A 23949-nucleotide genomic window follows, 5' to 3' on the forward strand; every position below is an offset into this window, starting at 1 on the left:
TGGTTCCGCAGTTTACGGATCTATCTGATGTTGCGAATGACCGACTAAAAACGCGATCCCCCCTAACCCGCTACAGAGGGCTGTGACAGCGAACCACAGTAAGGATAGGCTGATTGCGCCAGCCGAGTCCATGCCGACCTTGGAGAAGAGGTATACGGCGCTCCCCTCGCGGAGACCCAGGCCCGCGACCGAGATCGGCAGCATCGAGATAACGCTGATCAACGGGACGAACAGAAAAAAATAGCGGAGCGGAACGGACAGGTTAAGCGCCTGCGAGATGAGGAAAAAGATCGTAATGACCATCGACTGTAAAATCAACGAGAGCCCCAGCGCGACCAGGAGAGCCCGCCGATGGGTCCAGTACTGTTGGACCGCTTCATACAGCCGATGGACCGTATCATGGAATCGCCCAAGACCCACGCCATGAAGCAGCCTGAAGAACAGCGCCTGGAGCCGGTCGCTCAACAGTGATGCGATAAGCGCGACCATCCCTGCCGCCGAGCCTGCCATCAACCAGACGATGAGCGGGTCGTTCACGTGAGCATATGCGGGGATAATGGCAATGCAGCCGATGATAGCGAGGGCCACAAAGCCGGAGAGCCGCTCCACGAGGATGGAGGCTAACGACGCTTCGCGTCGCTCCGTCAGCCGTGAGACCCGATAGCCCCGAACCAGATCGCCGCCGATGGCGGTGGGCAGCATCAGATTGAAGAACATCCCTTCATAGTACAGCAGGATAAGGCGCCAGAAGGGGAGGTGAATCTTCTCCGCCTGGAGCAGGCACCTCCAGCGCACTGTGCTGAGCAACTGAGCCAGCAGATAGAGGAGAATGGATCCGAAAAAGATCGAGATGCGCAGGGAGCGAAAGAGGGTCCCGAGGGCTTGCAGATCGGTTTTGGCTAAGAGGAGAGCCAGCAGGGCGATGCTCACGACGAGCTTCAGCCAAAATTGCCAAGCCTTGGTCGCCGACCTACTGGCTGGCTTCAGCATCTATCTTTCCAGTCTTGACCCCATGGATCACCCGCTGGACCATATAGATCGGTTTGTGCTGCGTTTCGTGATAGACTCGTGCCACCATTTCACCGAGCAGGCCCATGCCCACCAGTTGCACCCCAAGAATCAGGAGGAGGATCGCGAGCAGCAAGAGCGGTCGTCCGCCGATCTGTTGGCCCATGATCAGCTTGAGACCGGCCAGATACAGGAGTAACCCTCCGCCGATGGTTCCAACAGTAAGCCCTAATCCCCCGAAGATCTGAATCGGGGTCGTGCTGAATCGGAGGAGGAATTTGACGGCAATCAGATCCAGGAGGACCCTCACCGTTCGTGCGATGGAGTACTTGGAGCGTCCGAAACGTCTGGGTCGGTGATTCGTCTTGATCTCGGCGATAGAAATCCCCATCCAACTGGCAATGGCGGGGATGAAGCGATGCAACTCACCGTACAGCCGAAGATTCTCCACCACCACCCGTCGATAGGCCTTCAATGTACATCCGTAGTCATGAAGCCGAATGCCGGTTGTCACGGAGATGAGCCAGTTTGCAAGCATGGACGGTAGCCGCCTGGAGAGGAAGGGATCCTTGCGATCGGCCCTCCAGCCGCTGACGACGTCGTAGTCCTGGATCAACTCCAGCAGCCTCGGGATATCGGCCGGATCGTTCTGGAGGTCCCCATCGAGGGTCACAATCACGTCGCCCTTGGCGTGGTCAAAGCCGGCGGACAAGGCAGCCGTCTGCCCGAAGTTTCGTCGAAGTACCACCACCCTCCAGCGTAAATCGTCCTTCACGATCGCCTCAAGGACGGCAAGCGTCCGATCGGTGCTGCCATCGTCCACAGCGATCACCTCGTAGGGTTGTCTGAAATCACCCAGAGCCGTGACGATCTGGTCGTGGAGGGGCCGGACGTTTTCTTCTTCGTTACAAAAGGGGATAACGATGGACAGCCACGGTGCCCGCTGAAGATCGTGGTTCACGGCGCATGGAGGTGAGGCGTCACTCATCTAGTACCCGAGCTGCTGAACCGGGGGGAATCCCCGGAAACCATAGCAGCGAAAGATTGACCACGAGTCAAGAGCATGCTCCTTCACGACAGTCGAGAGGTGGGTTGGCCGCTCCAGTTTCACCATATCGAAGGAGCGGAGGACCGCATCAGGGGGACCAGTCGACCGATCCGTCACAAAGATGGCGTCCCAACCTCGAACCTCCTCGGTTCCTCTCCATACGTCAAACTGGTTCATTCGTCGCCCGAGTTGGATGTTGTAGGTGTTCGGATGGACCGGCATATAGAACATAATCTCACTGGCAACCTGATATCGGTCGCTGAAGAGAAACGTCGGTCTGCTCCGACTCATCGCTTGATAGATTTCATCGACCTGCGTTCCAAGCTCCGCCCATCCTCTGAGGCGCCTGGTCATGTCGAGTTTGTGAGGAAGCGGCAGGCCGACCGAGGCAAGCGCGTGCGGAAAGTGACCAATGGCGCTGACGAGGAATCCGGTCAGCAAAGCGCCGACGAAAAGGGCGCGACTGCGCGTCCATCGCCTGACAGAGTAACCCTGGGCCGGTGAGCCTGATCGCCATTTGACGGCTGCTATGACCGCAGCAACAAAGGCCGGCGCAGCCCAGTTTGCCTGTACCTTGGTCCACAGGCTTATGATGACGCAGGCGAGCAGCAGGGGCACGGAGGCACAGAAGAGAAACAATGAGGTATCATCATCATTACGTCTGGCAAGTCCGGTCCGTCCGACCCCCCAAAGTCCGAACACGAGTACAACGAACAGTATAGGGGTCACCACACCCACCTGGGATGCCACAAATTCCCCCAGACTTTTCAGCGGCATCACTCTCCCCTTTCCAGCTCCAAGCTGCTCCAGGAGGTGACGAAACGAGACCAAATTGTGTGTCGCGTTCCAATATAGAACAGGGGTAAAGAGGAGGAGCCCCACCCCGAGCGCCAGGTAGGGACCCGCCCGCCGCATCCAGAACCGATGGTTTCGGGATGCTACAAGATACAGGAAAATCTGTGGCACCATGATGGCCATCGTGTATTTGCTGAGCAGACCAAGGCCGAGGCCGATCCCCGCGAGGAGCCACCAGGCGTTGCCGTTTGCTGTGAGAGCGCGGTGGATCAGCAACAGCGTGAGAGACCAAAAGAAAACCAGCGGCGCATCGATCGTCATCAGGATCGAGCCCGCCTCGTACAGCGGCATGGCGGCAAGGAGCAGCACCGCTTCCAGAGCAGCCCATCTGGAGCGACACAGCCGATCTGCCAACTGGAAGGTAAGCCAGGCGGTTCCAGTCGAAAGCAGGACCGCAGGGAGTCGGACAAACAACTCGGTGTCGCCCCCCAACCGGGTAGACAGGGCGATGAGGTAGGCCACCATCGGCCCTTTGCTATAGTAGCTCCAGTCCAGTTGCCTCGACCAGACCCAATAGTGTGCCTCGTCTGGCGCCAGATTGAACCGGCCGGAGTTGATGAACCAGAGGTGAAAGGCGGCGACGAGGCCAAGGAAGAAAAGGAGCAACAGCGACGTCTGCCGGTCACTTACCGGGTACGCCAAATTTGTGAACGATTCCCTGGAGTAAGGGGACTGTGATATGGGGAGTTCAGGAGCGGTGCTTTTGAAGCGTGCGATCTTTTTCCTCCACTTCAGAGGCCAGAGCCTCCTTGAACGAGCGGAGTTTCACCCGGAGGGCCTCATCCGACAGCGCCAGGATCTCAGCGGCCAGGATCGCAGCGTTTTTGGCCCCCGCCTCACCGATAGCCATGGTTGCAACCGGAACCCCCCCAGGCATCTGGACGATGGAGAGTAGCGCGTCGAGACCCTTGAGCGAGCTGGAGGCCAGTGGCACACCGATGACCGGGAGCGTCGTCTGGCCCGCGATAACGCCCGCGAGGTGCGCCGCGGCGCCGGCGCCGGCGATGATCACCTTGATTCCTCGCGCCTCGGCTTGCCGGACATAGTCCAGCGTCGCGTGAAGGGAACGATGGGCGGAGCTGATTTTGAGTTCGAACGGGATCCCGAATCGCTCCAGCGACTTGGCGGTGAGTTCCATCACTGCCAGATCGGAGTCGCTGCCCATGACGATCCCGACTAGGGGGTACGTGGCCATACTGTTATGAAACCCTGGCGAGGGCGCGAACACCGATGTCGGTCCGGTAGTGTGCGCCTTCCCAATGGATCTTCTTCACCGCCCGGTAGGTGGTAGCGATCGCCCCCGGGATGTCTCGTCCGAGGCCGGTGATACCCAGGACCCGTCCGCCGCCTGTAACGACTTGGCCTTTCGTGCGGTTTGTCCCGGCGTGGAAGATCATGACGCCAGGCTCGGCAGCCGCTTCCTCGATTCCGGCGATCAGAGCGCCTTGGTTGTACGGGCCGGGATAGCCTCTTGAGGTCATGACCACGCAGACGCTTGCGTCAGGCTTCCAATCTATCGTCTGATTCCGCAATCGGCCGTCTACGACCGCCTCCAGTAGCGGAACCAGGTCAGACTTCATCCGCAGGAGCAGCGGTTGCGTTTCAGGGTCGCCGAGTCTGGCGTTGAACTCGAGCACCTTGATCTCGCCTGCCCTGATCATCAGGCCGGCATAGAGGACGCCTTTGTATGGTCGTCCTTCCGCCGCCATCCCTCTGACAGCCGGGATCATGACCTGTTCCATGACTGCCTGATGGATCGGCTCGGTGATGGCCGGCGCAGGGGAGTAGGCGCCCATACCGCCGGTATTTGGGCCCTGGTCGTCATTGAACACGCGCTTATGATCCTGAGATGATGCCAGAGGCAAGACAGCGTCTCCGTCGGTCAACACGTGGAAAGAGACCTCCTCTCCCTCCAGGTACTCCTCGATCACGATCCGCTCACCGGCGTCGCCAAAGAGACGCTCCTCCATGATCTTCTTGACCGCGTCCAGCGCCTCGGACAACTCGAAACAGACGATGGCCCCCTTTCCCGCCGCCAGGCCATCGGCCTTCACGACCAGGGGGGCGCCGATCTCTTGGATATATCGCTTGGCGTCATCTACCCGATAGAAGGACTGGAAGAAGCCGGTGGGGATATGGTACTTCTTCATGAAGCTCTTGGCGAAGACCTTGCTTCCCTCAACGAGGGCAGCATCCTTCCGAGGCCCGAAGATGCGGAGTCCGCGGCGTTCGAATTCATCTACGATCCCAAGAGTCAGCGGGAGCTCCGGCCCCACGACGCTGAGGTCGATCCGTTTCCGCTCGGCGAAATCGGCCAGGAGGCGGATATCGGAGCTGCTGACCTCCACGCACTCAGCCACCTCGCTCATCCCGACGTTTCCTGGCGCGGCCCAAACCTTCGCTACCTTCGGACTCTGAGCGATCTTCCATGCGAGGGCATGTTCTCTACCGCCTGAACCGATCACGAGAACCTGCATTGGCGTTCCTGTCTGTCGCTTCATGGCCCAGGTATCAATGTCGGAAGTGTCGAATACCGGTGAAGACCATTGCGATGCCGGCCTCATCCGCCGCCTGGATCACCTCAGCATCACGGATGGAGCCGCCCGGCTGGATGATTGCGGTCACGCCCGCCTCGGCTGCCACATCCACCCCGTCCCGAAACGGAAAGAACGCATCTGACGCGAGCACCGTTCCCTTGGTGGATGAGACGGCCTTCATCACAGCCAGCCGGCAGGCATCAACCCGGCTCATCTGCCCGGCGCCGATCCCTACCGTGGCGCAGTCGTTTGTCAGAACGATCGCGTTCGACTTCACGTACTTTGCTACCCTCCAGGCGAACCGAAGCGCTCGCATTTCGATCGTAGTAGGCTCGCGGCGGGTCACGATGCGAAGGGTGCCGGAGTCCAGATCGATCTGATCACGTTCCTGTGCCAGTATCCCGCCAACGATCGGCCGCAGCTCTCGGGCCGCTCGATCAGGGGACGTCGTTTCTGGCCACGGTTCGATCAGTAAGAGTCGAAGGGCCTTCTTTTCTTTCAGGATGGCGAGCGCTGCTTCATGGTATCCCGGTGCAACAACCGCCTCCACGAAGGTAGCAACCAGCTCGCACGCAGTCTCGACGTCCACCGGGCGGTTGAGCCCAAGGACCCCGCCGTAGGCCGAGGTCGGATCTGCGGCCAGGGCGCGCTGATACGCTTCGCTCAGCCGGGAACCGATACCAACGCCACAGGGATTCGAATGTTTGACGATGACGCTGACAGGCTCATCGAATCCTTTAGCCAGGGCAAAGGCTGCGTCAAGGTCCAGGAGATTATTGAACGAGAGTTCCTTCCCCTGCAGCAACTTGGCCCCCGCTACGGAAGGCTCACTCACGAGGGCGTCGCAATACAGGGCCGCCTGCTGGTGCGGGTTCTCGCCGTAACGGAGTTGCTTCACTCTGACCAGGCGGAGATCGAGTCGACCGGGGAGTACGGTTTCATCTGCCTCGCCGCATTGCCGCTGCAGATACGCGGCGATCAGCGCGTCGTAACGAGCGACGTGCGCGAAGGCCTTTGTCGCTAAATGGAGCCGACGGGTCCGCGACAGGCAGCCATGTGCTTGCCGCAGTTCCGTGCCAACCGTGGTGTAATCGGCGGGATCAACGACGATCGCAACATCCTCGAAATTTTTCGCAGTAGCTCGGATGAGGCTTGGTCCGCCGATATCGATCTGCTCGATGGCCTCTTCGAAGGAGGCGTCCGTTCTGGCAACAGTGGCCTCGAAGGGATACAGATTGACGACGACGAGATCGATGGGCGGAATGCCGAATTTGTGCAGTTGCCGCTGGTGCTCCGGGTCGCGTCGCCTCGCCAAGACGCCGGCATGAATCCTCGGGTGGAGTGTCTTGACTCGCCCATCCAACATTTCCGGGAAGCCTGTGATGTCGGCCACATCGACCACCGGGATATTGGCGTCCCGCAGGGCGCGAGCCGTTCCGCCGGTGGAGACAATCTCAATAGAGAGGCTAGACAGAGCCGATGCCAGTTCAATCAGCCCGGCTTTATCGGAGACGCTGATCAGAGCTCGCCGAACCGGCGCTAACCCCTTATTGTCTATTCGCTCGTTCGAAACCGTCATGGATTTATGGCTCCCCAGGCTTGCTTTTCCTGTTGCTGTGGGGTATCGGTTCCATGGCAGAGCACCCGACGACCGCGAATCTCCAACCGCCCTTCGGCGAAGAGTTGGATCGCTCGCGGATAGATCCGGTGTTCGTACGCGAGGATCCTGGCTGAGAGGTCCTCTTCGGTGTCATTGTCCAGCACCGGGACCACCGCTTGAATGATAATGGGACCGGTATCGACCCCCTCGTCCACAAAGTGGACGGTGCAGCCGGAAAACTTCAGCCCGTACTGCAGCGCCTTGCGCTGAACATGCAGTCCAGGGAAGGCAGGGAGGAGCGCGGGGTGAATATTCATGATTCTGTTTTTATAGGCCTCAACAAAGGAAGGGCTTAGCAGGCGCATGTAGCCTGCCAGACACACCAGCTCCACATCGCGCTTCCGCAGCAGGTCGAGAACCGCTGCATCGAAGTCATTCCTCGTACGGTGCCGAGTTGAGTCGATAAAGGCTGCCTCGATTCCATATCGACGACCCCGTTCGAGGGCGTAAGCCTCTGCCACGTCACTGATGACGATAGCGACAACCGCATTGATCTGACCGGCCTCACAGGCGTTGACGATTGCTTGTAGGTTACTTCCTCGACCGGAAGCCAGCACACCAAGTCTGAGTTGCCGCTTCATGTTCTCCCATGGGTCATTGCGAGCCGAAGGCGAAGCAATACCACCGTTCTTCGTCCGGTTCTTTCATCGCGGCGACGCACATCAAAACTGAAAGATTGCTTCGGTCGCGCCGCTCCTCGCAATGACGCGCGAAGCGAGACTTTCACGCCAACGATAGCAGAAAGGGAAGTAATGAGCAAGAGGATTATAGCAACTTACTGGCGGTGAATAGTCATGTAATTTTCCAATATAAATCTGAGGTTACAAAAAATTCTTGACATGGTTCTGCGGGAACGTTATAAATACCGAGTAACTCAATCGACTTAATCGGTATTTGCCATAGTGAGACGATATGCGGGTATCAACAAAGGGCGACTACGCGACACGAGCCATGCAAGATTTGGCTCTCCATTACGAGGAGGGGCCGATTCAAATCGAGGAGATCGCCCGACGGCAACATCTGCCGGCTCGTTACCTGGAACAGATCCTGTTGAGTCTCAAACGAGCCGGGTTCGTGGAAAGCAAGCGGGGAATGAGTGGGGGCTATTACCTGGCAAAGCCTCCCAGAGAGATTACAATCGGGGCCATTATCAGGGCGATGGAGGGTCCAATCGTGCCGATCTTCTGTGTCGAGAGTGGGCCGCGCGAGATCTGCATCGAGGAGCCTCATTGCTCCCTGCGAGACATCTGGGCCGATGTGCGTGACGCCGTCGCACAGATCGTGGATCGGACTACACTCGAAGACCTCTGCCAACGGTTCCGGACGAAACAGGAGCGGCAGAGGGTCAGTTATCAGATCTGAACGATCTACAACGTCCGGAGATTGACGCGTAGATGCCACGAGTTGTTCGAAATATCCTGGAACTGATAGGCGATACCCCGCTGGTCCAGTTGCAGCGGATCCCGCGTCCCGGGTCGGCCCGAGTTCTTGGGAAGCTGGAGTCGCTCAATCCGGGCGGAAGCGTGAAGGATCGGATCGCCTTTGCGATGGTCGAGGAGGCCGAGCGGAGCGGGCGTCTGAAGCCGGGCGACACAATCGTTGAGCCGACGTCCGGCAATACCGGGATCGGGCTGGCGATGGTGGCCGCCGTCAAGGGGTACCGCCTGATCCTGACGATGCCTGAGGACATGAGTGCGGAGCGGCGAAAACTGGTCGGTCGATTCGGCGCCGAGGTGATCCTGACCCCTGCCATTGAGGGGATGAGCGGGGCCGTCTATGCGGCAGAATCGCTCGTGGCGCAACATCCCGAGTACTTTATGCCGCAACAGTTTGTAAATCCGGCCAACCCGGCGATCCACCGCGTCACCACGGCGCAAGAGATTCTGAAAGCGACTGAGGGACAGATCGATGCCTTTGTCGCCGGTGTCGGGACCGGCGGGACGATTACCGGGGTGGGTGAGGTGTTGAAAAGGGAAGTTCCTGACGTTCAGGTAGTCGCGGTGGAACCGGCCAGATCCCCCGTGTTGCAGGGAGGCAGGGCCAGGCCGCACGGTATCCAGGGAATCGGCGCGAGCTTTGTCCCAGGCGTGCTGGACATCCAAGTAATTGATGAGATTATTGCTGTTGAGGACGAGGACGCCTATCGGATGGTGTCTCGCCTGAGCAGAGAGGAAGGCCTCCTGGTGGGGATCTCAGCCGGGGCCAACGTCTTTGCCTCGACAGTGGTTGCCGAACGGCTTGGGACCGGAAAGGTTGTGGTGACCATCCTCCCCGACACAGGGGAGCGGTACCTGTCGGTCCCACTCTGATCTATAAGGGAGCAAACGCATGAATGGCTATCGTGGCATGGAGGTCTCTGAAGTAGGGCAATCGGCGGAGGGCGACCGCAATGCGGCGATCCGTGTCTACATCCCAACCCCGTATCGAGGACTGACTCAGAATCAGCCCCTTGTCGAGGGACGAGGGGACGATCTGGTGGAGCTTCTGGAGGATCTGGAGACGCGCTTTCCAGGGATTCATAAGCATGTGTTTGATCAGATGGGCGAACTCCACCGTCATCTCAATGTCTATGTGAACAACGTGGGGGTGGAGGAATTGGGGGGGAAGCGGACCGCGCTCAAGGACGGAGACGAAGTGGCCTTGATCCCGGCCATGGCAGGGGGGGGCATACCTTTCAACGAAGAGCAGATCCGCCGTTACAGTCGTCATATCATCCTCCCTGAGGTGGGCGGAAAGGGGCAGCGCAAGCTCTTAAACAGTTCGGCGTTGCTCGTCGGGGCGGGCGGCCTGGGCTCTCCTGCGGCCCTCTATCTGGCCGCTGCCGGTGTCGGTCGCCTCGGCATCATTGATGCCGATGTGGTGGACCTGAGCAACCTGCAGCGACAGATTCTCCATCACATGGATGATGTGGGACGACCGAAGGTCGTCTCGGCGGTCGAGGCGATCGGCCAGATCAATCCCGACGTGAAGGTGGAGCCGATCCAAGCGGTTCTCTCCTCGGCGAACGCGAAGGAGGTCATCAGCCAGTATGACCTGGTCGTGAATGGCTGTGACAATTTTCCGACCCGATACCTGGTCAACGACGCCTGTGTATTCCTGAAGAAACCCCTCGTGGACGGGTCTATCTTCAAGTTCGAAGGCCAGGTCACGGTTTTTGTCCCCGGTCACGGCTGCTATCGCTGTCTGTACCCTGCGCCCCCTCCCCCAGGGCTGGTCCCAAGCTGTCAGGAGGCCGGTGTGCTGGGCGTGCTGTGCGGTATCGTCGGAAGTCTCCAGGCGATCGAAGCGATTAAACTGCTGCTTGGGATTGGCGACTCTCTGGCCGGGCGACTCCTCTTCTTCGATTCGTTGGGGATGGAGTTTCGGCAGGTCAAGGTACGGCGGGCCTCCGACTGCCCGGTTTGTGGAGACGATCCAACCATCACCGATCTGATCGATTATCACGAGTTTTGCGGAGTGCCGGGCGGTGGCCACTGAGGCCGCGAACGGCGCAGCGATGGTCCGGATGATAGGCCTGGGTCTCGTCGTCGGGGTGACGTTCGGATACGCCCTGCAGCGCGGCCGCTTCTGTATGAACTCGACGTTTCGCGATATCCTGCTGGCGCGGGATCTTACCCTGCTGCGGGCCTATCTCCTGGCGCTGTTGATTCAGATGGTCGGAGTCAGGGCAATGGCGACGCTGGGTCTGTTCGGGTTGGGTGTCACACCGTTTTTCTGGATGGCGACGCTGTTCGGTGGATTCGTCTTTGGCCTTGGTATGGCCTTTTCCGGCGGGTGTGTGAGCGGGAGCAGTTACCGGTCAGGTGAGGGGATGGTGGGCTCGATTATCGCGCTGCTCGGATTTGTGTTTGGGATCACGATGACCAATGACGGCGTGCTCGAGCCGGTGCAAGCCGCCTTTCGGAGTCGGGTGGTTGAAATCGATGGGCAGCCTGCAACGCTGGATCGCCTCCTGGGCGTGAACCCATGGATACTGGTGATGACCTTTGTGACGGTTGGCGGATGGTGGCTTCTGAAGAGCCCGGCCGGCGGCTACCAGAGAGGGTGGAGTTGGATGAGGAGCGGGATCACCATCGGCCTGATCGCCACGGCTGCCTGGCCGATCTCAGCCCTGACCGGAAGAGAGTACGGTCTTTCCATTACCGAGCCGATCCGAACAATCTCGGGGTTTCTGTTCACGGGTGACACCTCTCTGCTCACTTGGGGGAGTTTTATGTGGGTGGGGCTCATCGCGGGCGCGTACGTGGCGGCGCGGTCGCATGGAGAGTTTGCCTGGCGCGCCCCTGGCGCTCAGCGTCTTCTCCAGGCTCTCGGGGGCGGTCTGCTGATGGGCATGGGGGCGGGTATTGCGGGTGGATGTAACATCGGTCATGGACTGACCGGGGTCCCGCTCTTTGGGCTGAGCAGTGTGACGGCGACCCTCAGTATTATCTTGGGAGTCTGGGCTGGGGTCTATCTGTTGTTTGGCAGTGTGGCGTTTGAGCGTGGGGCGCGAAGCGCCCAGCGGGCGTAGAGCCTCCCGAACGTGGTCCCAATCGTGCAATCATGGGGGCAGCGATGATGAAGCACGCTCTTGATGTGACTGGAGAGATTTGTCCGTATCCGTTGATGTTAACCAAACAGAAGATGGGGGAGATCACGGCCGGTGAACAACTGGTGGTGATTGTCGATTACGCGAAATCGGTCGAAGACATCCCCAGGTGGGCAAAAGAGGAAGGACATGCCGTCCTCGCCATCTCGGAAGTTGGCAGAACGCAGTGGGAAATCGTCCTGGAAAAAGCCTGACCTGCATGATTGGAGGAATGGAAATGAGTAGGGCGCCTGAGCAGGCAGCCGAGATCCTTGATCTGAAGGGGGAGGTATGCCCCTACACGTTTGTGAAGACTAAATTGGCGCTGGAAGAGCTGCAAAGCGGTCAGACGCTGAGAGTCATCGTGGATAACTCCGGCTCTGCTGCGAACGTTCCCAGGAGCCTGACGAGTGAGGGATACATCGTGACAGATGTGACACAGCTCAATGACACTGACTGGGCGATCACGGTCATAAAGGCCTGAGCCGCAGGATGAAGGTGAGCCGGGGACGAGACAGCCGACAAAGAGGGCATGGATGAAATCAATCGATATTCTTGATGCGATCGGGCACACGCCGCTGATCGAGCTGCCGCGGATGAGTCCCAAGAAAGAGGTTCGGATCTTCGCCAAGCTGGAGGGAGCGAACCCGACCGGTAGCTTGAAGGATCGAATCGCGAAGTACATGATCGAGCAGGCCGAGCGGAGCGGTGCACTCACGGCGGACAAAACGATTCTGGAGCCGACGAGCGGCAATACCGGCATTGCCCTGGCCATGATCGGACGGAGGAAGGGGTACAAGGTCAAGGTGGTGATCCCGGAAAACGCCACCCCGGAGCGACGTCAGCTCCTGGAGATCTTTGGCGCCGAGTTGATCTATTCCGATGGGACGAAAGGGAGCAACGGTGCCATTGAGTTGGCTCAAAAGCTGGTGGCGCAGGATCCAACCCTTTTCATGCCCTTTCAGTACGGCAATCCGGCCAACCCTCTGGCCCACTATGAAACGACCGGGGTGGAGATCCTGAACGACCTCCCGGAGGTCGATGCCTTTGTAGCCGGTCTTGGGACCGGCGGAACTCTGATGGGCGTGGGGAGACGGCTGAAGGAATGTAACCCCAAGACCAAGGTCATTGCCGTGGAGCCGAATCCGGGCGATCTGGTCCAGGGGCTTCGCAGCCTGGACGAAGGTTTCATTCCCCCGATCCTTGACACCAGCCTCCTGGACGGCAAAATTATGGTCGATTCCCGCTGCGCCTTTGCCGCCACCAAAGATCTGACCAACAAGGAAGGGATCTTTGCCGGCGTGTCCTCTGGAGCGGTCGTTCATGTGGCGATGCGAACGGCGCATCGAATGGAGAAGGGCAACATCGTGGTGATCCTCTGCGATGGCGGGTGGAAGTATGTGAGTCTGGGTGTCTGGCACAAGGAGTTTCCGGAGCTGGGCGAGAACATGTACAGTCACCTCTGGTGGTAGGATGGGCCTCACGCAATCGGAGCTGGATGACGTCTTTGCTCATGCCGAAGAGTCGTATCCGGACGAGGCCTGCGGAATCGTCATAGGCAAGCCGGGCGATCCGGATACGAACATTGTCCGCAGATGCGCGAATCTTGCGAACCAGTATCACCAGGACGATCCAATTCGTTATCCGAGAGATGCAAAGACCGCCTACATCATGGACCCGAAGGACCTTCTGCGGATTCAGAGTGAAGCCGATGCCAAAGGTCTCGAATTCGTTCTTATCTACCATTCACACCCCGATCATGACGCCTACTTTTCCGAGACCGATCGAGAGTTGGCGCTGTTCGATGGTGAACCAGTGTGGCCCAGACTTCAATATCTCGTGGTGTCAGTGAAACACGGTAAGGTGTCGTACTTCAAGGTCTTCAGGTGGGATTCTAGCGTAAAGCAGTTTACAGGAGAACCATCTGCTGCTCTTCAGTGCAACGACTAGCATGATGAATCTCGACATCGGGCAAATTACGCTTATAGGTATCACGCTCTTTGCGGCCACCGTGAATGGGGCACTGGGATACGGATTTTCATCGCTGACCGTCCCCGTTGCCCTCATCTTTTATTCCAACAGGATCTTGAACCCTGCCCTGGTATTGGTGGAGGTGGCGCTCAATAGCTACGTGCTGCTCGTCAATCGGCGGAGCATCCCAAAGATCTGGAAGAGGGTACTGCCGATCGTGTGCGGCCTTATTCCAGGCGTCATCGCGGGGAGCTATGCCCTCTCGATGGCGGGCCCGGAATGGCTCAAGCTGATCACGTATCTCATCGTACTGCCGTTGATCCTGCTGCAGGCGGCAGGAGTCAGGCGGCCGATTCGGTCCGAACATCTCATTGGTGTCCCGTTCGGCGCCGGCGTTGGCGTTCTCTATTCAACAACCACTATCTCCGGTCCTCCGTTGGCGCTCCTGTTCAATAACCAGGGCTTTGTCAAAGGTGAGTTTCGAGCCGCCATTGGCCTGATCAGAATAGTCGAATCAACCGTGACAGCGACTGCGTATTACTACCTGGGAGTGTACACTGCGGCGAGTACGGGGCTCCTTTCGTCGATCATCCCCAGCGTTATCATTGGAATTCCGATAGGGGCCTACGTCATCAGGCAGATGAATGCTGAGACGTTCAGAAGAATCTGCATGAGCTTCGATACCTGGGTAGTGGGCTTCGGCTTATCGAAGGTGTTGATCGAGCTGGGGTTGCTCACAAGCCCACGTGCCTACAGTGTCTGGCTGGGCGTTGTCTTTATTGATCTCTTTTTACTCTATGGCTTCTTTACGAGGGGGCCGGAGATCGCGGCGGCCGCCTTGGCTGTCGATGTTGCTGACGGTAGTCCAAGGCTTCTACATCAAAAAACGCCGACCGTCACTCAGGATGATCTGTCTACATGAATGTATCTCCCGATAGCCGCCGGGCGGTGGATGACGGGGAGGGCAGGAACAGTGAAGGGGGAGATGTGAGAAGTGAGATGTGGCAAGGGAGAAGCGAGAAATGATGCGTGATACGAACGAATCAGAGAAGGCAAATCTCGCCAACGGGCCGTCCTGGGCGAGCGAGGAGGAGATCGACACCTTCGATCAGTTCGTCCACAGGTTCTGGAATGGGGAGATCTCACCTGATGAGTTCAAGCGGTTCCGCCTGCAGAACGGGATCTATGGGCAGCGGCAGGAAGGGGAACAGATGTTCCGGATCAAGATCCCGTGGGGCGGGCTTAGCGCGGCCCAACTGGAGCTGCTTGCCGAGCTGGCGGCGAAGACCCAGAAGGGGGTAGGCCACGTAACGACCCGCCAGAACATCCAGCTCCACTTCATCAAGCTCGATCAGGTCGCAGGGCTGATGAGGAGCCTGGCCTCGGTCGGGCTGACGACCCGAGAGGCCTGCGGCAATACCGTTCGCAACGTGACGATCGGGCACTGTGCCGGTGTCTGTCCTCAAGAAGTCTTCGACGTGACCCCGTATGCCGCGACGATTGCGCGATTTCTCCTGCGCAATCCGATGAATCAGAATCTGCCCAGGAAGTTTAAAATCGCATTCTCCGGCTGCCCCGATGATCTTGGTCTCACCCCCATCCAGGACATCGGGGCTCGTGCCGTGCTCCGATCTACGGCAGGTAAGGAGGAACGGGGTTTTCAGCTGTATGTCGGGGGCGGCCTCGGCCCCATGCCACGCCTTGCGGACCTGCTCGAGGAGTTCACGCCGGCGGATCGGCTCCTGCCGACCGTAGCTGCCATCGTGCGCGTGTTCGATCGCCTCGGGAACCGTGACGATCGGCACAAGGCCAGGATGAAGTTCGTACTGAACAAGCTGGGGATCGAGCAGTTTCGAACGCTGGTATTTCAGGAGCGGACCGGCCTCGATTCAACCATGGCCGGACAGTTCCCTTCTCTTGTCGTGTGGGAGGAGGCCCCGTCTCCTCGCACATTGTCTGCTTCGGCGGGTCTCCCCATAGAGTCTGACGATCCCGCCTATCGGCGGTGGCGGGCCACCAATCTGCTTCCGCAGAAGCAGGCCGGGTACGCCATGGTCCACGTCCGCCTCGAACTTGGGGACATCACTGCGGTACAGCTCAGAACGCTGGCCTTTGCGGCGCGTGAGTTCGGCGATGGCACAGTCCGCAGCACGAACCAGCAGAACTTCGTCCTCAGGTGGATTCTCTCCGAGCGTCTTCCTGCGCTCTACCGGCTGCTGAGCGCCGTCGGTTTGGCTGCCCCATCCGCTGAGCGATTGGCAGATGTGACCGCGTGTCCGGGCGCCGATACATGCCAGCTTGGCATCACCTCCTCTTACGGCCTGGCGGCTTCCCTGGGAGCCCTCTTCGACGATGAACTGAGGGATCTGGCGGACGAAACGGGGATTCGGATCAAGATCTCCGCCTGCCCGAACTCCTGTGGCCAGCATCACCTTGCGAATATCGGGTTTTATGGTGGGGCCAAAAAGTTCAACGGCCGCCAGGTACCTACCTACGAGATGTTGTTAGGCGCGAGGTTGGCGCCAGGCCAGGCGCGCTACGGTAAGCCGGTGGCGCGAGTTCCGGCAAAGAATATCCCGGCCGCGGTAGAGGCGGTCCTCCGTCTGTATCAGAAAGAGCGACAGGATGGCGAATCGTTCAACAACTTTCTGGATCGCTATGGGCTGGAGTCGGTGAAGACTGTCCTGGCGCCGTTCACAGAACTGCCGCCGGCCTCTGAGGCGCCGGATTACTATCTCGACTATAATGCTGAAGAGGCGTTTTCCATCCAGACCGGGCCTGGCGAGTGCGCTGCGTAGTCGTCGGATCAAGAGATCGCTGCGGTGGATTGGGAAGATCGGTAGAAAAAATGAGAGGAGATGGAATGAGGAGACAGATCGTTACGCTGGTCCCATGGATAACCGGACTGGCCTTAGCAGTAGGAATGACGTGGATCGGCCAGGCTCACGCCTACGAAGTATGGGTGACGAATCAGGAAGACCATACCGTCACCGTGATTGATAGCGAGACCAATACGGTTCTCGATACAATTACCCCCGGCGGCAAGAAGCCCCATAACATCGCCTTTTCGCCTGATGGCGCCTACGCCTATGTCGCGAATGCCGGGTCTAATGACGTACACATGATCGAGACAAAAACGAGAAAGGTAGCTGCGGCATTTCCCGCCGGGACGAAGGCGCATGGCCCTGCTGTCACACCCGATGGGCAGCAGCTCTGGGTGGCGAACCCGGGGTCAAACGATGTGACGGTGATTGATCTTCAACTCCGGAAAGCGATCGACACGATCCCAGTCGGGAAGGCCCCCGCGCTCGTGGTCTTTGATCCGAAAGGCGCGAGCGCCTTTGTGAGCAACGGGGGATCCGGGGATCTTTCCGTGATCGATGTGAAGAGCCGGAAGATCGTCAGCACCATCGAGGCAGGCAAGGGCGCCATGGGGACAGACATCACATGGGACGGGAAGCTCCTGCTGGTTACGGCGGGGGATGTCGATCGAATCGACGTGATTGATGCGATGAGTCACCATGTCAAGGCGAGGATTCCACGGGAGGGTGAACCGCATGGCCTTGTACTGTCGCCTGATGGGAAGCGGGCGTATACCGTGAGCCGCAAGGCGAATGTGGTGTCTGTGATCGATTGCAAACAGCTCAATATTATAAGAGATATCCCAGCAGGCAAGCGGATCGATATCATCACGATCACGCCGGACGGCCGTCGCCTCTATGTGACCAGTCGCGACACCAATACCGTGATTGCCATCGATACGTTGACGGAAAAGATTGTTGCTGAGATTCCGGTAGGAAAAGACCCGCACGGGATCGCTGTGCTTCCTGCGAGTCATCACTGAGATAGCGATAGATCGGTTGGTCGCACTGACATGATTGCGATCTTGTGTGTAATAGAGCGAAGTATTTCACGCGTGTTGGTATGTTCCAATAAGGAGGAATGATGGAAAGGCAATCGGGAATTCAGAGCATTGATAGAGGAGGTCGGGTCCTCTCGGCGGAGAAGATTGCCGAGTTGAATGAGCGATTCCGGGCTGCCAAGCCTGAGGTGGTGCTTCAGTGGGCCATTGATACCTTTGCTCCTAAAGTGGCACTCGCCAGCAGTTTTGGGGCCGAGGATATGGTGTTGATCGATATGCTGTCGAAGCTTCAACCGCCGATTACGATCTTTACCCTGGACACCGGTCGGTTGCATGAGGAGACGTACGACGTGATGGAGCGGACCCGGGAACGGTACAAGGTGGCGATTGAGAGCTACTTCCCGGGACGAGACGCCGTAGAGGCGCTGGAGCGGGAGCGCGGATTTTATTCCTTCCGGCAGAGTGTCGAGGAGCGGAAGTATTGCTGTCGCGTTCGAAAGGTGGAGCCGCTCGGTCTGGCCCTCAAGAACGTTGATGCGTGGATCACCGGGCTCCGGCGGGAGCAGGCAGCGACCCGCACCGGCATCGATGTCGTCGAGATCGATGCGAGCCATGGCTCAATCGTCAAAATCAATCCGCTCGTCGAATGGACCGAGCCGCAGGTCTGGGCGTATATCCGCGAGCACCATGTGCCCTATAACGCTCTGCATGACCAGGGATTCCCCAGCATCGGTTGCTCGCCATGCACAAGGGCTATCAAGCCGGGCGAGGATGTACGGGCGGGGCGATGGTGGTGGGAAAACCCCGAGACCAAGGAGTGCGGGCTGCATCTTGACAGCAAACAGGGCGCTCACGGCACAGGCCACTAAGGTAAAGGGAACGATATCGACGGGAGAACAGATGATACAGGAATCGATTGAATTGTCGGAGAACGAGGTGCTGGCGCCGATTCTCCCTCATGGCGGGCGGCTCGTCTCGCGGGTGCTCACAGGAGAGGCCAGGGCCGACGCGATAGGCAGGGCGCAGGATCTCCCCGCGATTTCCTTGAACGCCAGGGCCGTATCCGATGTGGAATGCCTGGCCACAGGTGTCTTCAGTCCGCTCGAAGGGTTTATGAATCGAGCTGACTATGAAGGGGTGGTCCATGAGATGCGCCTGAAGAGCGGCCTGCTGTGGACGCTACCGATTACCCTGGCCGCGCCAAAGGAGGAAGCCGCCAAACTCAAGCAGGGGGGCGAGGCGGCCTTACTGGGCTCAGATGGCGACCTGCTTGGCCTACTTTCGGTGGAGGAGGTGTTTCCCTACGATAAGCGAACGGAGGCGTGCCTGGTGTATGGCACCGAGGAGACGCGTCATCCGGGTGTGCAGTATCTGTATCAGCGCGGTGAACTCCTGGTGGGCGGGTCGATCAGTATGGTTCGCCCCCCATCACTGCCGGGATTCGAAGACTATTACTGTGTGCCGGCCGAGACGCGGCGACGATTCAAAGAGCGCGGATGGCAGACGGTCGTCGGATTTCAGACCCGCAACCCGATTCATCGGTCGCATGAGTACATCCAGAAGTGCGCATTGGAGTTGATGGACGGCCTGCTGATCCACCCGCTGGTTGGTCGGACAAAACTCGACGATATTCCATCAGAAATTCGGCTTCGATGCTATCGCGCGCTTGAGGAGCGCTACTTCCCGAAGGAGCGCGTCATGCTGAGCGTCTTTCCGGGCGCTATGCGGTATGCGGGACCGCGCGAGGCGGTGTTTCACGCGCTGGTTCGCAAGAACTACGGATGCACTCACTTCATCGTCGGGAGGGACCCCGCTGGAGTAGGCGGTTACTATCATCCGTACGCGGCCCGTGACCTCTTTCTGCGGCTGTCACGCGACGAATTGGACATCACCCCGCTCTTCTTCGACGAGGCGTTCTTCTGTCGTCGCTGCGATGGGATGGCTTCGGCCAAGACCTGTCCGCATGAGGCATCCGAGCGGGTGACGCTGAGCGGCACGCGCGTTCGCGAACTCCTTCGGAACGGTGAGGCGCTACCGGAGGAGTTCACACGGCCGGAGGTCTCCGAGATTCTGGCGGAATGGATGCAGGGTGGATGATCAGCGCTTGGGCGGTTATGGCAGGCGGATGGTGGGGTGGCCGGCCTTGAACCAGTCACCCATGCCGCCAGGAACGTTCGCGACCCTTGGGAAGTCGTGATGCAGCAGGATGCTGGCAGCCGTACTGCTGCGTGTGCCTTCTTCGCAGATCAGGACGATGTCTCGGCGCGGGTCGAGCGTATAAGCACGGCGCCAGATCTCTGCAAGCGAAATGAACAGAGAGTCTTTGATGTAGCCGAGCTTCCACTCGAACGGCTCCCGCACGTCGATCAGCATCAGCTCATCGTGTGCAACGTGCAGACGCTGCCACAGGATCTCGACGGTCACCTGTGGCAGCGTGGCAAGTGGGAGCCCTGCATGGTCCCAGCTTTCGGTCCCTGAAGCGAGGATCCCCCTGAGAGGATTTCGATCCACCCGCTGGAGTGTCTCGACCGCGGCCTCGGCAATGTCTGCCTTTCCGGAGAGGAGCACGATTGGTGGACCGGGCGGGATCGCGGTTGCTATGCGCTCAGGGAGACTCTTGCGACTGAAGACGACGTTGATACTCCGCGGGATATGACGTGACGCAAACTCTTCGCGCGGGCGTAAATCGATCAGCAGCGCACCGGCCTCCAAAACGCTCTTTGTCTGATGTGGCGTCAACGTTGGTGGCTCGGTGGCCATCGCGCTCACACTGGTTGAGAGAAACACGCCTTGCGTATCATGTCTAAACCCTTTATACTCCTCCGAGCACGAAGGCTCAAGCGGAATGTAAGCGAATATCTACCGGCCAAGATCTCAGATCGATGACCGCTGATCTGTGATCGATCTCCGAAAGACACGATGGCAAAAAAGCGCATACACTTGACGTTTACAGGAAAGCTGGCCGAGGAGCCGATCCTGTGGCAGCTTAGCCAGACGTTCGACTTGGTGTTCAATATTCGCCAAGCCGACTTTACAGAGGGAATCGGGTGGATCATGGCTGAGCTCGAGGGAGACCCAAAGCTACTTGAAAATGGGATCACGTGGCTGGAGGATCATGGTGTCCAGGTGGCGCCAATCGAGCAGGATGTCGTCTCTTAAAAGGATCGAGGACTCGATTTTTGCTTGACAGGGAAAAGTTGCTTTGATTATATAGCTGCGTTTCACCTTTTCATCCAGAGTGGCTGAGGGACTGGCCCTGCGAAGCCACGGCAACCGGTTTGCGGCGTGTTCCGGCAGACAGTGGTGCCAACTCCTACATCCCAGACACAGGGCGGGATGAGAGATGAGAAGGATGGCGTCAATTCTGACAGCCCCTTCTCGCATCCCGGAGAAGGGGCTTTTTCATTGTTGCATTTCGGTGAAGGGATTCTGTGATGCCAAAACGGATGATTACACTCATCTACCCACAGGCACTCATCAAAGAGCCGGTGATCTATCGCCTTGCGCGGGAATTTACGCTCATTCCTAATGTTCGTCGGGCACGGGTGACGGAGCAGGCGGGCGAGGTCATGCTGGAGCTGGACGGCGAGGAGGACGCGTTGAATAAGGGGATTGCCTACTTGATCGGTTTAGGGATCAGGGTAGAGCCGACTCCGGAGAAGGGACGCTGAGATGGCGCAGGTGAAGGGATTGAAGTGCAGAGAGTGCGGCAGGCCATATCCAGCCGACCCTCTGCATGTCTGTGAGTACTGTTTCGGGCCGCTCGAGGTCGATTACGATTACGACGCGCTTCGAGGCAGGCTGACCAGAAAGGCGATCGAGGCCGGGCCGCCCAGCATCTGGCGATACAAGGCGCTGCTGCCGATCGAGGGGGAGCCCGTGGTCGGGAAACATTGCGGGATGACGCCCCTCGTGAGGGCAAACAATCTGGCGCGCGCGTTGGGTATGCGGGAGGTCTATGTCAAGAACGATACCGTCAGCCATCCCACCTTTTCATTCAAGGACCGGGTCGTGGCGGTGGCGGTGACCAAAGCCGTAGAGTTCGGCTTTAAGGTGGTGGCCTGTGCCTCCACCGGCAACCTGGCAAACTCGGTGGCGGCCCACGCCGCCGAAGGGGGGCTTCGAAGCTTCGTCTTCGTGCCGGCCGACCTGGAGCAGGGCAAGGTGCTGGGCACCCTGATCTACAACCCCAAGCTGGTGGCCGTGGACGGCAACTACGATGAGGTCAACCGTCTGTGCAGCGAGATCGCCGATAAATACGGGTGGGCATTTGTGAACATTAATATCCGACCTTACTACGCTGAGGGCTCCAAAACCTTTGGGTACGAGATCGCGGAGCAGCTTGGCTGGCGCGCGCCCCAGCACATCGTTGTGCCGGCCGCGGGGGGTTCACTGGTCACGAAGATTTTGAAGGGGCTCAAAGAGTTCGACCGACTCGGCCTCCTGAATGGCGGCTGCGCCACGCGGATGCATGTCGCCCAGGCGGCAGGGTGTGGTCCCATTGTGACCGCTATCAAGGCGAACAGCGAGATTATCAAGCCGGTCAAGCCGAAGACCATCGCCAAGTCGCTCGCCATCGGGAACCCGGCGGACGGCTTCTACGCCTACAAGGCCGTCAAGGACAGTGGCGGCCATGGGGAACATGCCACGGACGAGGAGATCGTGGAAGGGATGAAGCTGTTGGCCAGCACCGAAGGGATCTTTTCCGAAACGGCAGGCGGGGTGACGGTGGCGGCGGCCAAACGGCTGATCGAGCAGGGGCGGATCCCCAGGGACGAAAGCCTGGTCCTCTGTATCACCGGCAACGGACTGAAGACCCAGGAGGCGGTCGCCTCAACATTAAAGGTTCGGCTGCATATCAAACCGACCCTTCGATCGTTTGACGAGGCGCTGATTTCTCATGGCATCGACGTGACGCCAAGTATCGTAAATTGAGGAGTGAACATAACAGTGGCAAGGGATGATCGAAAGGAGCGAGCTCGATGGGTGTGAAGGTACGTATCCCGACCCCGCTACGGGGTTTAACCAATGGCCAAGGGGAGGTGGAGGGGCAGGGGAACTCCATCAATGAGCTGATCGAGAATCTGGAAACGTCGTATGCCGGCCTGAAGGAGCGGATCTACGACGACTCCGGCAGCGTCCGCCGTTTTATCAATATCTATGTGAATGAGGAAGATATCCGATTCCTGCAGGGCAGCTCGACGCCGCTCAAGCCAGGCGATCTGGTCTCTATCGTCCCGGCCATTGCTGGTGGTCGCTGATTGACGCGTGAACTTCGTTTCTGACCCGTTGTGGCGGCAACGGGTCAGTGTCCTGGCAGGCGGGACTTGGCTGATCTCGAGGGAGGGACCCTTACTTTGAGGCCCGATCAAACCTCTTAGTGATCTCAGTGCTGAGGTCGAGATTCTTGTTAAAGTACAAGATACCAGGACGCTGCGCCTCCAGGATGATGGAAAACCCTTTTTCGGCGGCGTAGGCTTTCAGGATGAGTTCGATTCGGCCGGCCAGGTCCTGGATGCTCTTTGTCTCGATATCTTTCAGTTCCTCCGTCTTATCTTCGAGGAGGCGTTGAAAGGCCGCTTCGTCGCGCTCCAGCGTTGCGACACGGTCCTGCCGTTGCGCAGAAGTGAGCCGAGACGTTGCCGCCTCAAGATCCTTCCGGCGCGCGAGCAGCTTTGCCTCCTCGGCCTTCATCTCTTTCGTGAGCTTTTCGGCGAGTTTCTCCATTTTCGCCTTAGCGGCTTTGCCGGCCTTGGATCCAAGGACGATCTCCCGAAAGTCCATGACGCCGATCTTTTGACGTTCTTGGCCGAAGACCGCCGACGCAACAGAGAGAGTGAGGCTTGCGCTCAGGCAGGCGATGGAACACCTTACGATAAGACCCGCAATACCTGACCTCGTTTTCATCGTTATCTCTCGTGGTGAGGTTCTTCCAACTGCCGCTTCAGGGTGTCCGAGACCTGCTTCGCCTTAGCTTGCAAAGCGGGAGATCCTTCCTGAGCAATAGACGTCATGAGCTCTTCCCAGTGGGAGGCGTAGAGGCGTGAAATATCGGTCAGTCGCCTTACCATTCCCTCGCCGATCGGGTCGGGATCGCCGCGCTCCTGGTAGGTGACGCCTGTTGAATTGAGTTGGAAGTGCTCCACCCAGTGGAGATCTCCCTTATACCAATGCAATCGAAGGAGCTGGGCCTGACAGCGCCGGTTCGCCAACTCCAACTGCAGGAGATCGGTGGCCTCGAAATCTGCCGGTTCCCGTTGTAACTCCGTGGCGCGGGTGATCTCATATGCCCGACGCCAGTTCATGCCGATCGTAAGCTGATCGTACATGGTGGCGTAAGGGAGCGGCGCCGTGTATTCTCCGCTCCATGCGACCGCCGCCCATGTGACACATAGATACGCGGAGAGGGCAAATGGCGCAAGCGAGCGTTTCATTGCG

General features: G+C 58.8%; 27 protein-coding genes and 1 riboswitch. Of the genes, 17 read left to right on the plus strand and 10 right to left on the minus strand.

All coding sequences use genetic code 11. The annotated features are described in order from the left end of the window. Nucleotides 1-12: 12 nt before the first annotated feature. Genes PHV01_RS02410 through purN form a run of 7 tightly spaced genes read right to left on the minus strand, consistent with a single transcriptional unit; the run spans nucleotide 13 to nucleotide 7689 of the window. Nucleotides 13-990 (minus strand): lysylphosphatidylglycerol synthase transmembrane domain-containing protein, encoded by a 978-nt coding sequence (locus PHV01_RS02410; RefSeq protein ID WP_337289551.1) that lies wholly within the window; start codon nucleotides 988-990, stop codon nucleotides 13-15. Then, nucleotides 971-1996 carry a glycosyltransferase family 2 protein gene (locus tag PHV01_RS02415; protein WP_337289552.1) on the minus strand — a complete coding sequence of 342 codons (1026 nt, stop codon included), beginning with the start codon at nucleotides 1994-1996 and terminating at the stop codon, nucleotides 971-973. The genes PHV01_RS02410 and PHV01_RS02415 overlap by 20 nt, the downstream gene beginning before the upstream one ends. After that, nucleotides 1997-3553 (minus strand): glycosyltransferase family 39 protein, encoded by a 1557-nt coding sequence (locus tag PHV01_RS02420; protein ID WP_337289553.1) that lies wholly within the window; start codon nucleotides 3551-3553, stop codon nucleotides 1997-1999. Nucleotides 3554-3599: 46 nt separating this feature from the next. Then, nucleotides 3600-4106, minus strand: a complete 507-nt coding sequence (gene purE, locus PHV01_RS02425; RefSeq protein WP_337289554.1) for a 5-(carboxyamino)imidazole ribonucleotide mutase — start codon at nucleotides 4104-4106, stop codon at nucleotides 3600-3602. 4 nt (nucleotides 4107-4110) lie between these two features. Further along, the gene (gene purD / locus PHV01_RS02430) at nucleotides 4111-5388 is read right to left on the minus strand and encodes a phosphoribosylamine--glycine ligase (protein ID WP_337289555.1); all 1278 of its coding nucleotides are present in this window, start codon (nucleotides 5386-5388) and stop codon (nucleotides 4111-4113) included. A gap of 34 nt (nucleotides 5389-5422) precedes the next feature. Then, the gene (gene purH, locus PHV01_RS02435; protein ID WP_337289556.1) at nucleotides 5423-7027 is read right to left on the minus strand and encodes a bifunctional phosphoribosylaminoimidazolecarboxamide formyltransferase/IMP cyclohydrolase; all 1605 of its coding nucleotides are present in this window, start codon (nucleotides 7025-7027) and stop codon (nucleotides 5423-5425) included. Continuing rightward, nucleotides 7024-7689 carry a phosphoribosylglycinamide formyltransferase gene (purN, locus tag PHV01_RS02440; protein WP_337289557.1) on the minus strand — a complete coding sequence of 222 codons (666 nt, stop codon included), beginning with the start codon at nucleotides 7687-7689 and terminating at the stop codon, nucleotides 7024-7026. Before purN ends, purH begins: the two co-directional genes overlap by 4 nt. Nucleotides 7690-8020: 331 nt before the next feature. Between purN and PHV01_RS02445 the strand changes: the two genes are divergently transcribed. The 13 genes from PHV01_RS02445 (at nucleotide 8021) to sat (ending at nucleotide 19608) form a co-directional block, all read left to right on the plus strand. Next, on the plus strand, nucleotides 8021-8470 hold the full coding sequence (locus PHV01_RS02445; protein ID WP_337289558.1) for an Rrf2 family transcriptional regulator: 450 nt from the start codon (nucleotides 8021-8023) through the stop codon (nucleotides 8468-8470). Between the two features lie 32 nt (nucleotides 8471-8502). Beyond that, complete coding sequence (cysK, locus tag PHV01_RS02450; RefSeq protein WP_337289559.1) at nucleotides 8503-9417, plus strand: cysteine synthase A; 915 nt, start codon at nucleotides 8503-8505, stop codon at nucleotides 9415-9417. A 19-nt stretch (nucleotides 9418-9436) separates the two neighbouring features. After that, on the plus strand, nucleotides 9437-10585 hold the full coding sequence (gene moeB, locus PHV01_RS02455; RefSeq protein WP_337289560.1) for a molybdopterin-synthase adenylyltransferase MoeB: 1149 nt from the start codon (nucleotides 9437-9439) through the stop codon (nucleotides 10583-10585). Continuing rightward, a complete protein-coding gene (locus tag PHV01_RS02460; RefSeq protein ID WP_337289561.1) occupies nucleotides 10575-11621 on the plus strand; it encodes a YeeE/YedE family protein in 1047 nt (348 codons plus the stop codon). The genes moeB and PHV01_RS02460 overlap by 11 nt, the downstream gene beginning before the upstream one ends. A gap of 44 nt (nucleotides 11622-11665) precedes the next feature. Beyond that, nucleotides 11666-11893, plus strand: a complete 228-nt coding sequence (locus PHV01_RS02465; protein ID WP_337289562.1) for a sulfurtransferase TusA family protein — start codon at nucleotides 11666-11668, stop codon at nucleotides 11891-11893. A 23-nt stretch (nucleotides 11894-11916) separates the two neighbouring features. After that, on the plus strand, nucleotides 11917-12162 hold the full coding sequence (locus PHV01_RS02470; RefSeq protein WP_337289563.1) for a sulfurtransferase TusA family protein: 246 nt from the start codon (nucleotides 11917-11919) through the stop codon (nucleotides 12160-12162). Nucleotides 12163-12214: 52 nt separating this feature from the next. Further along, nucleotides 12215-13150 carry a cysteine synthase family protein gene (locus tag PHV01_RS02475; protein ID WP_337289564.1) on the plus strand — a complete coding sequence of 312 codons (936 nt, stop codon included), beginning with the start codon at nucleotides 12215-12217 and terminating at the stop codon, nucleotides 13148-13150. Between the two features lies 1 nt (nucleotide 13151). Continuing rightward, nucleotides 13152-13628: a M67 family metallopeptidase gene (locus PHV01_RS02480; protein WP_337289565.1), complete on the plus strand. Its 477-nt coding sequence runs from the start codon at nucleotides 13152-13154 to the stop codon at nucleotides 13626-13628. 1 nt (nucleotide 13629) lies between these two features. Continuing rightward, the gene (locus tag PHV01_RS02485) at nucleotides 13630-14571 is read left to right on the plus strand and encodes a sulfite exporter TauE/SafE family protein (protein ID WP_337289566.1); all 942 of its coding nucleotides are present in this window, start codon (nucleotides 13630-13632) and stop codon (nucleotides 14569-14571) included. A gap of 100 nt (nucleotides 14572-14671) precedes the next feature. Continuing rightward, entirely contained in the window at nucleotides 14672-16447 is a 1776-nt protein-coding gene (locus PHV01_RS02490) for a nitrite/sulfite reductase (protein ID WP_337289567.1), read from the plus strand. A 65-nt stretch (nucleotides 16448-16512) separates the two neighbouring features. After that, complete coding sequence (locus PHV01_RS02495) at nucleotides 16513-17493, plus strand: beta-propeller fold lactonase family protein (protein WP_337289568.1); 981 nt, start codon at nucleotides 16513-16515, stop codon at nucleotides 17491-17493. A gap of 101 nt (nucleotides 17494-17594) precedes the next feature. Next, on the plus strand, nucleotides 17595-18380 hold the full coding sequence (locus PHV01_RS02500) for a phosphoadenylyl-sulfate reductase (RefSeq protein WP_337289592.1): 786 nt from the start codon (nucleotides 17595-17597) through the stop codon (nucleotides 18378-18380). A 31-nt stretch (nucleotides 18381-18411) separates the two neighbouring features. Next, nucleotides 18412-19608 (plus strand): sulfate adenylyltransferase, encoded by a 1197-nt coding sequence (gene sat, locus PHV01_RS02505; protein WP_337289569.1) that lies wholly within the window; start codon nucleotides 18412-18414, stop codon nucleotides 19606-19608. Nucleotides 19609-19623: 15 nt separating this feature from the next. On the opposite strand, the gene PHV01_RS02510 is transcribed toward sat, so the two are convergent. Then, complete coding sequence (locus PHV01_RS02510) at nucleotides 19624-20271, minus strand: rhodanese-like domain-containing protein (protein WP_337289570.1); 648 nt, start codon at nucleotides 20269-20271, stop codon at nucleotides 19624-19626. Between the two features lie 159 nt (nucleotides 20272-20430). Between PHV01_RS02510 and PHV01_RS02515 the strand changes: the two genes are divergently transcribed. The 4 genes from PHV01_RS02515 to PHV01_RS02530 all read left to right on the plus strand — a co-directional run bounded on the left by PHV01_RS02515 (nucleotide 20431) and on the right by PHV01_RS02530 (nucleotide 22772). Then, on the plus strand, nucleotides 20431-20670 hold the full coding sequence (locus PHV01_RS02515; RefSeq protein WP_337289571.1) for an NIL domain-containing protein: 240 nt from the start codon (nucleotides 20431-20433) through the stop codon (nucleotides 20668-20670). A 67-nt stretch (nucleotides 20671-20737) separates the two neighbouring features. Beyond that, nucleotides 20738-20861, plus strand: a riboswitch (SAM riboswitch). 84 nt (nucleotides 20862-20945) lie between these two features. Further along, complete coding sequence (locus PHV01_RS02520; RefSeq protein ID WP_337289572.1) at nucleotides 20946-21182, plus strand: NIL domain-containing protein; 237 nt, start codon at nucleotides 20946-20948, stop codon at nucleotides 21180-21182. 1 nt (nucleotide 21183) lies between these two features. Further along, nucleotides 21184-22446 (plus strand): threonine synthase, encoded by a 1263-nt coding sequence (gene thrC, locus PHV01_RS02525; protein WP_337289573.1) that lies wholly within the window; start codon nucleotides 21184-21186, stop codon nucleotides 22444-22446. A 47-nt stretch (nucleotides 22447-22493) separates the two neighbouring features. Beyond that, nucleotides 22494-22772 carry a MoaD/ThiS family protein gene (locus PHV01_RS02530; RefSeq protein WP_337289574.1) on the plus strand — a complete coding sequence of 93 codons (279 nt, stop codon included), beginning with the start codon at nucleotides 22494-22496 and terminating at the stop codon, nucleotides 22770-22772. Nucleotides 22773-22863: 91 nt separating this feature from the next. Here the strand turns inward: PHV01_RS02530 and PHV01_RS02535 are convergent, their stop codons facing one another. Both PHV01_RS02535 and PHV01_RS02540 read right to left on the minus strand, forming a co-directional pair. After that, nucleotides 22864-23418, minus strand: coding sequence for an OmpH family outer membrane protein (locus PHV01_RS02535; RefSeq protein WP_337289575.1), 555 nt, complete (start codon nucleotides 23416-23418; stop codon nucleotides 22864-22866). A gap of 2 nt (nucleotides 23419-23420) precedes the next feature. Continuing rightward, nucleotides 23421-23945 carry a hypothetical protein gene (locus PHV01_RS02540; RefSeq protein WP_337289576.1) on the minus strand — a complete coding sequence of 175 codons (525 nt, stop codon included), beginning with the start codon at nucleotides 23943-23945 and terminating at the stop codon, nucleotides 23421-23423. Nucleotides 23946-23949: the final 4 nt, after the last annotated feature.

This window comes from Candidatus Methylomirabilis sp. (assembly GCF_028716865.1).
Classification (GTDB): Bacteria; Methylomirabilota; Methylomirabilia; order Methylomirabilales; family Methylomirabilaceae; genus Methylomirabilis.

Bases quoted from the DNA above. Each gene is read 5' to 3' on its own strand.
- purE (WP_337289554.1), bottom strand. From the start codon at position 4,106: ATGGCCACGTACCCCCTAGTCGGGATCGTCATGGGCAGCGACTCCGAT.
- PHV01_RS02530 (WP_337289574.1), top strand. From the start codon at position 22,494: ATGGGTGTGAAGGTACGTATCCCGACCCCGCTACGGGGTTTAACCAAT.
- purD (WP_337289555.1), bottom strand. From the start codon at position 5,388: ATGCAGGTTCTCGTGATCGGTTCAGGCGGTAGAGAACATGCCCTCGCA.
- PHV01_RS02465 (WP_337289562.1), top strand. From the start codon at position 11,666: ATGATGAAGCACGCTCTTGATGTGACTGGAGAGATTTGTCCGTATCCG.
- PHV01_RS02510 (WP_337289570.1), bottom strand. From the start codon at position 20,271: ATGGCCACCGAGCCACCAACGTTGACGCCACATCAGACAAAGAGCGTT.
- moeB (WP_337289560.1), top strand. From the start codon at position 9,437: ATGAATGGCTATCGTGGCATGGAGGTCTCTGAAGTAGGGCAATCGGCG.
- PHV01_RS02470 (WP_337289563.1), top strand. From the start codon at position 11,917: ATGAGTAGGGCGCCTGAGCAGGCAGCCGAGATCCTTGATCTGAAGGGG.
- PHV01_RS02540 (WP_337289576.1), bottom strand. From the start codon at position 23,945: ATGAAACGCTCGCTTGCGCCATTTGCCCTCTCCGCGTATCTATGTGTC.
- purN (WP_337289557.1), bottom strand. From the start codon at position 7,689: ATGAAGCGGCAACTCAGACTTGGTGTGCTGGCTTCCGGTCGAGGAAGT.
- thrC (WP_337289573.1), top strand. From the start codon at position 21,184: ATGGCGCAGGTGAAGGGATTGAAGTGCAGAGAGTGCGGCAGGCCATAT.
- PHV01_RS02480 (WP_337289565.1), top strand. From the start codon at position 13,152: ATGGGCCTCACGCAATCGGAGCTGGATGACGTCTTTGCTCATGCCGAA.
- PHV01_RS02495 (WP_337289568.1), top strand. From the start codon at position 16,513: ATGAGGAGACAGATCGTTACGCTGGTCCCATGGATAACCGGACTGGCC.
- PHV01_RS02535 (WP_337289575.1), bottom strand. From the start codon at position 23,418: ATGAAAACGAGGTCAGGTATTGCGGGTCTTATCGTAAGGTGTTCCATC.
- PHV01_RS02515 (WP_337289571.1), top strand. From the start codon at position 20,431: ATGGCAAAAAAGCGCATACACTTGACGTTTACAGGAAAGCTGGCCGAG.
- PHV01_RS02500 (WP_337289592.1), top strand. From the start codon at position 17,595: ATGGAAAGGCAATCGGGAATTCAGAGCATTGATAGAGGAGGTCGGGTC.
- PHV01_RS02445 (WP_337289558.1), top strand. From the start codon at position 8,021: ATGCGGGTATCAACAAAGGGCGACTACGCGACACGAGCCATGCAAGAT.
- PHV01_RS02415 (WP_337289552.1), bottom strand. From the start codon at position 1,996: ATGAGTGACGCCTCACCTCCATGCGCCGTGAACCACGATCTTCAGCGG.
- PHV01_RS02475 (WP_337289564.1), top strand. From the start codon at position 12,215: ATGAAATCAATCGATATTCTTGATGCGATCGGGCACACGCCGCTGATC.
- PHV01_RS02490 (WP_337289567.1), top strand. From the start codon at position 14,672: ATGATGCGTGATACGAACGAATCAGAGAAGGCAAATCTCGCCAACGGG.
- PHV01_RS02485 (WP_337289566.1), top strand. From the start codon at position 13,630: ATGATGAATCTCGACATCGGGCAAATTACGCTTATAGGTATCACGCTC.
- PHV01_RS02520 (WP_337289572.1), top strand. From the start codon at position 20,946: ATGCCAAAACGGATGATTACACTCATCTACCCACAGGCACTCATCAAA.
- PHV01_RS02410 (WP_337289551.1), bottom strand. From the start codon at position 990: ATGCTGAAGCCAGCCAGTAGGTCGGCGACCAAGGCTTGGCAATTTTGG.
- purH (WP_337289556.1), bottom strand. From the start codon at position 7,027: ATGACGGTTTCGAACGAGCGAATAGACAATAAGGGGTTAGCGCCGGTT.
- cysK (WP_337289559.1), top strand. From the start codon at position 8,503: ATGCCACGAGTTGTTCGAAATATCCTGGAACTGATAGGCGATACCCCG.
- sat (WP_337289569.1), top strand. From the start codon at position 18,412: ATGATACAGGAATCGATTGAATTGTCGGAGAACGAGGTGCTGGCGCCG.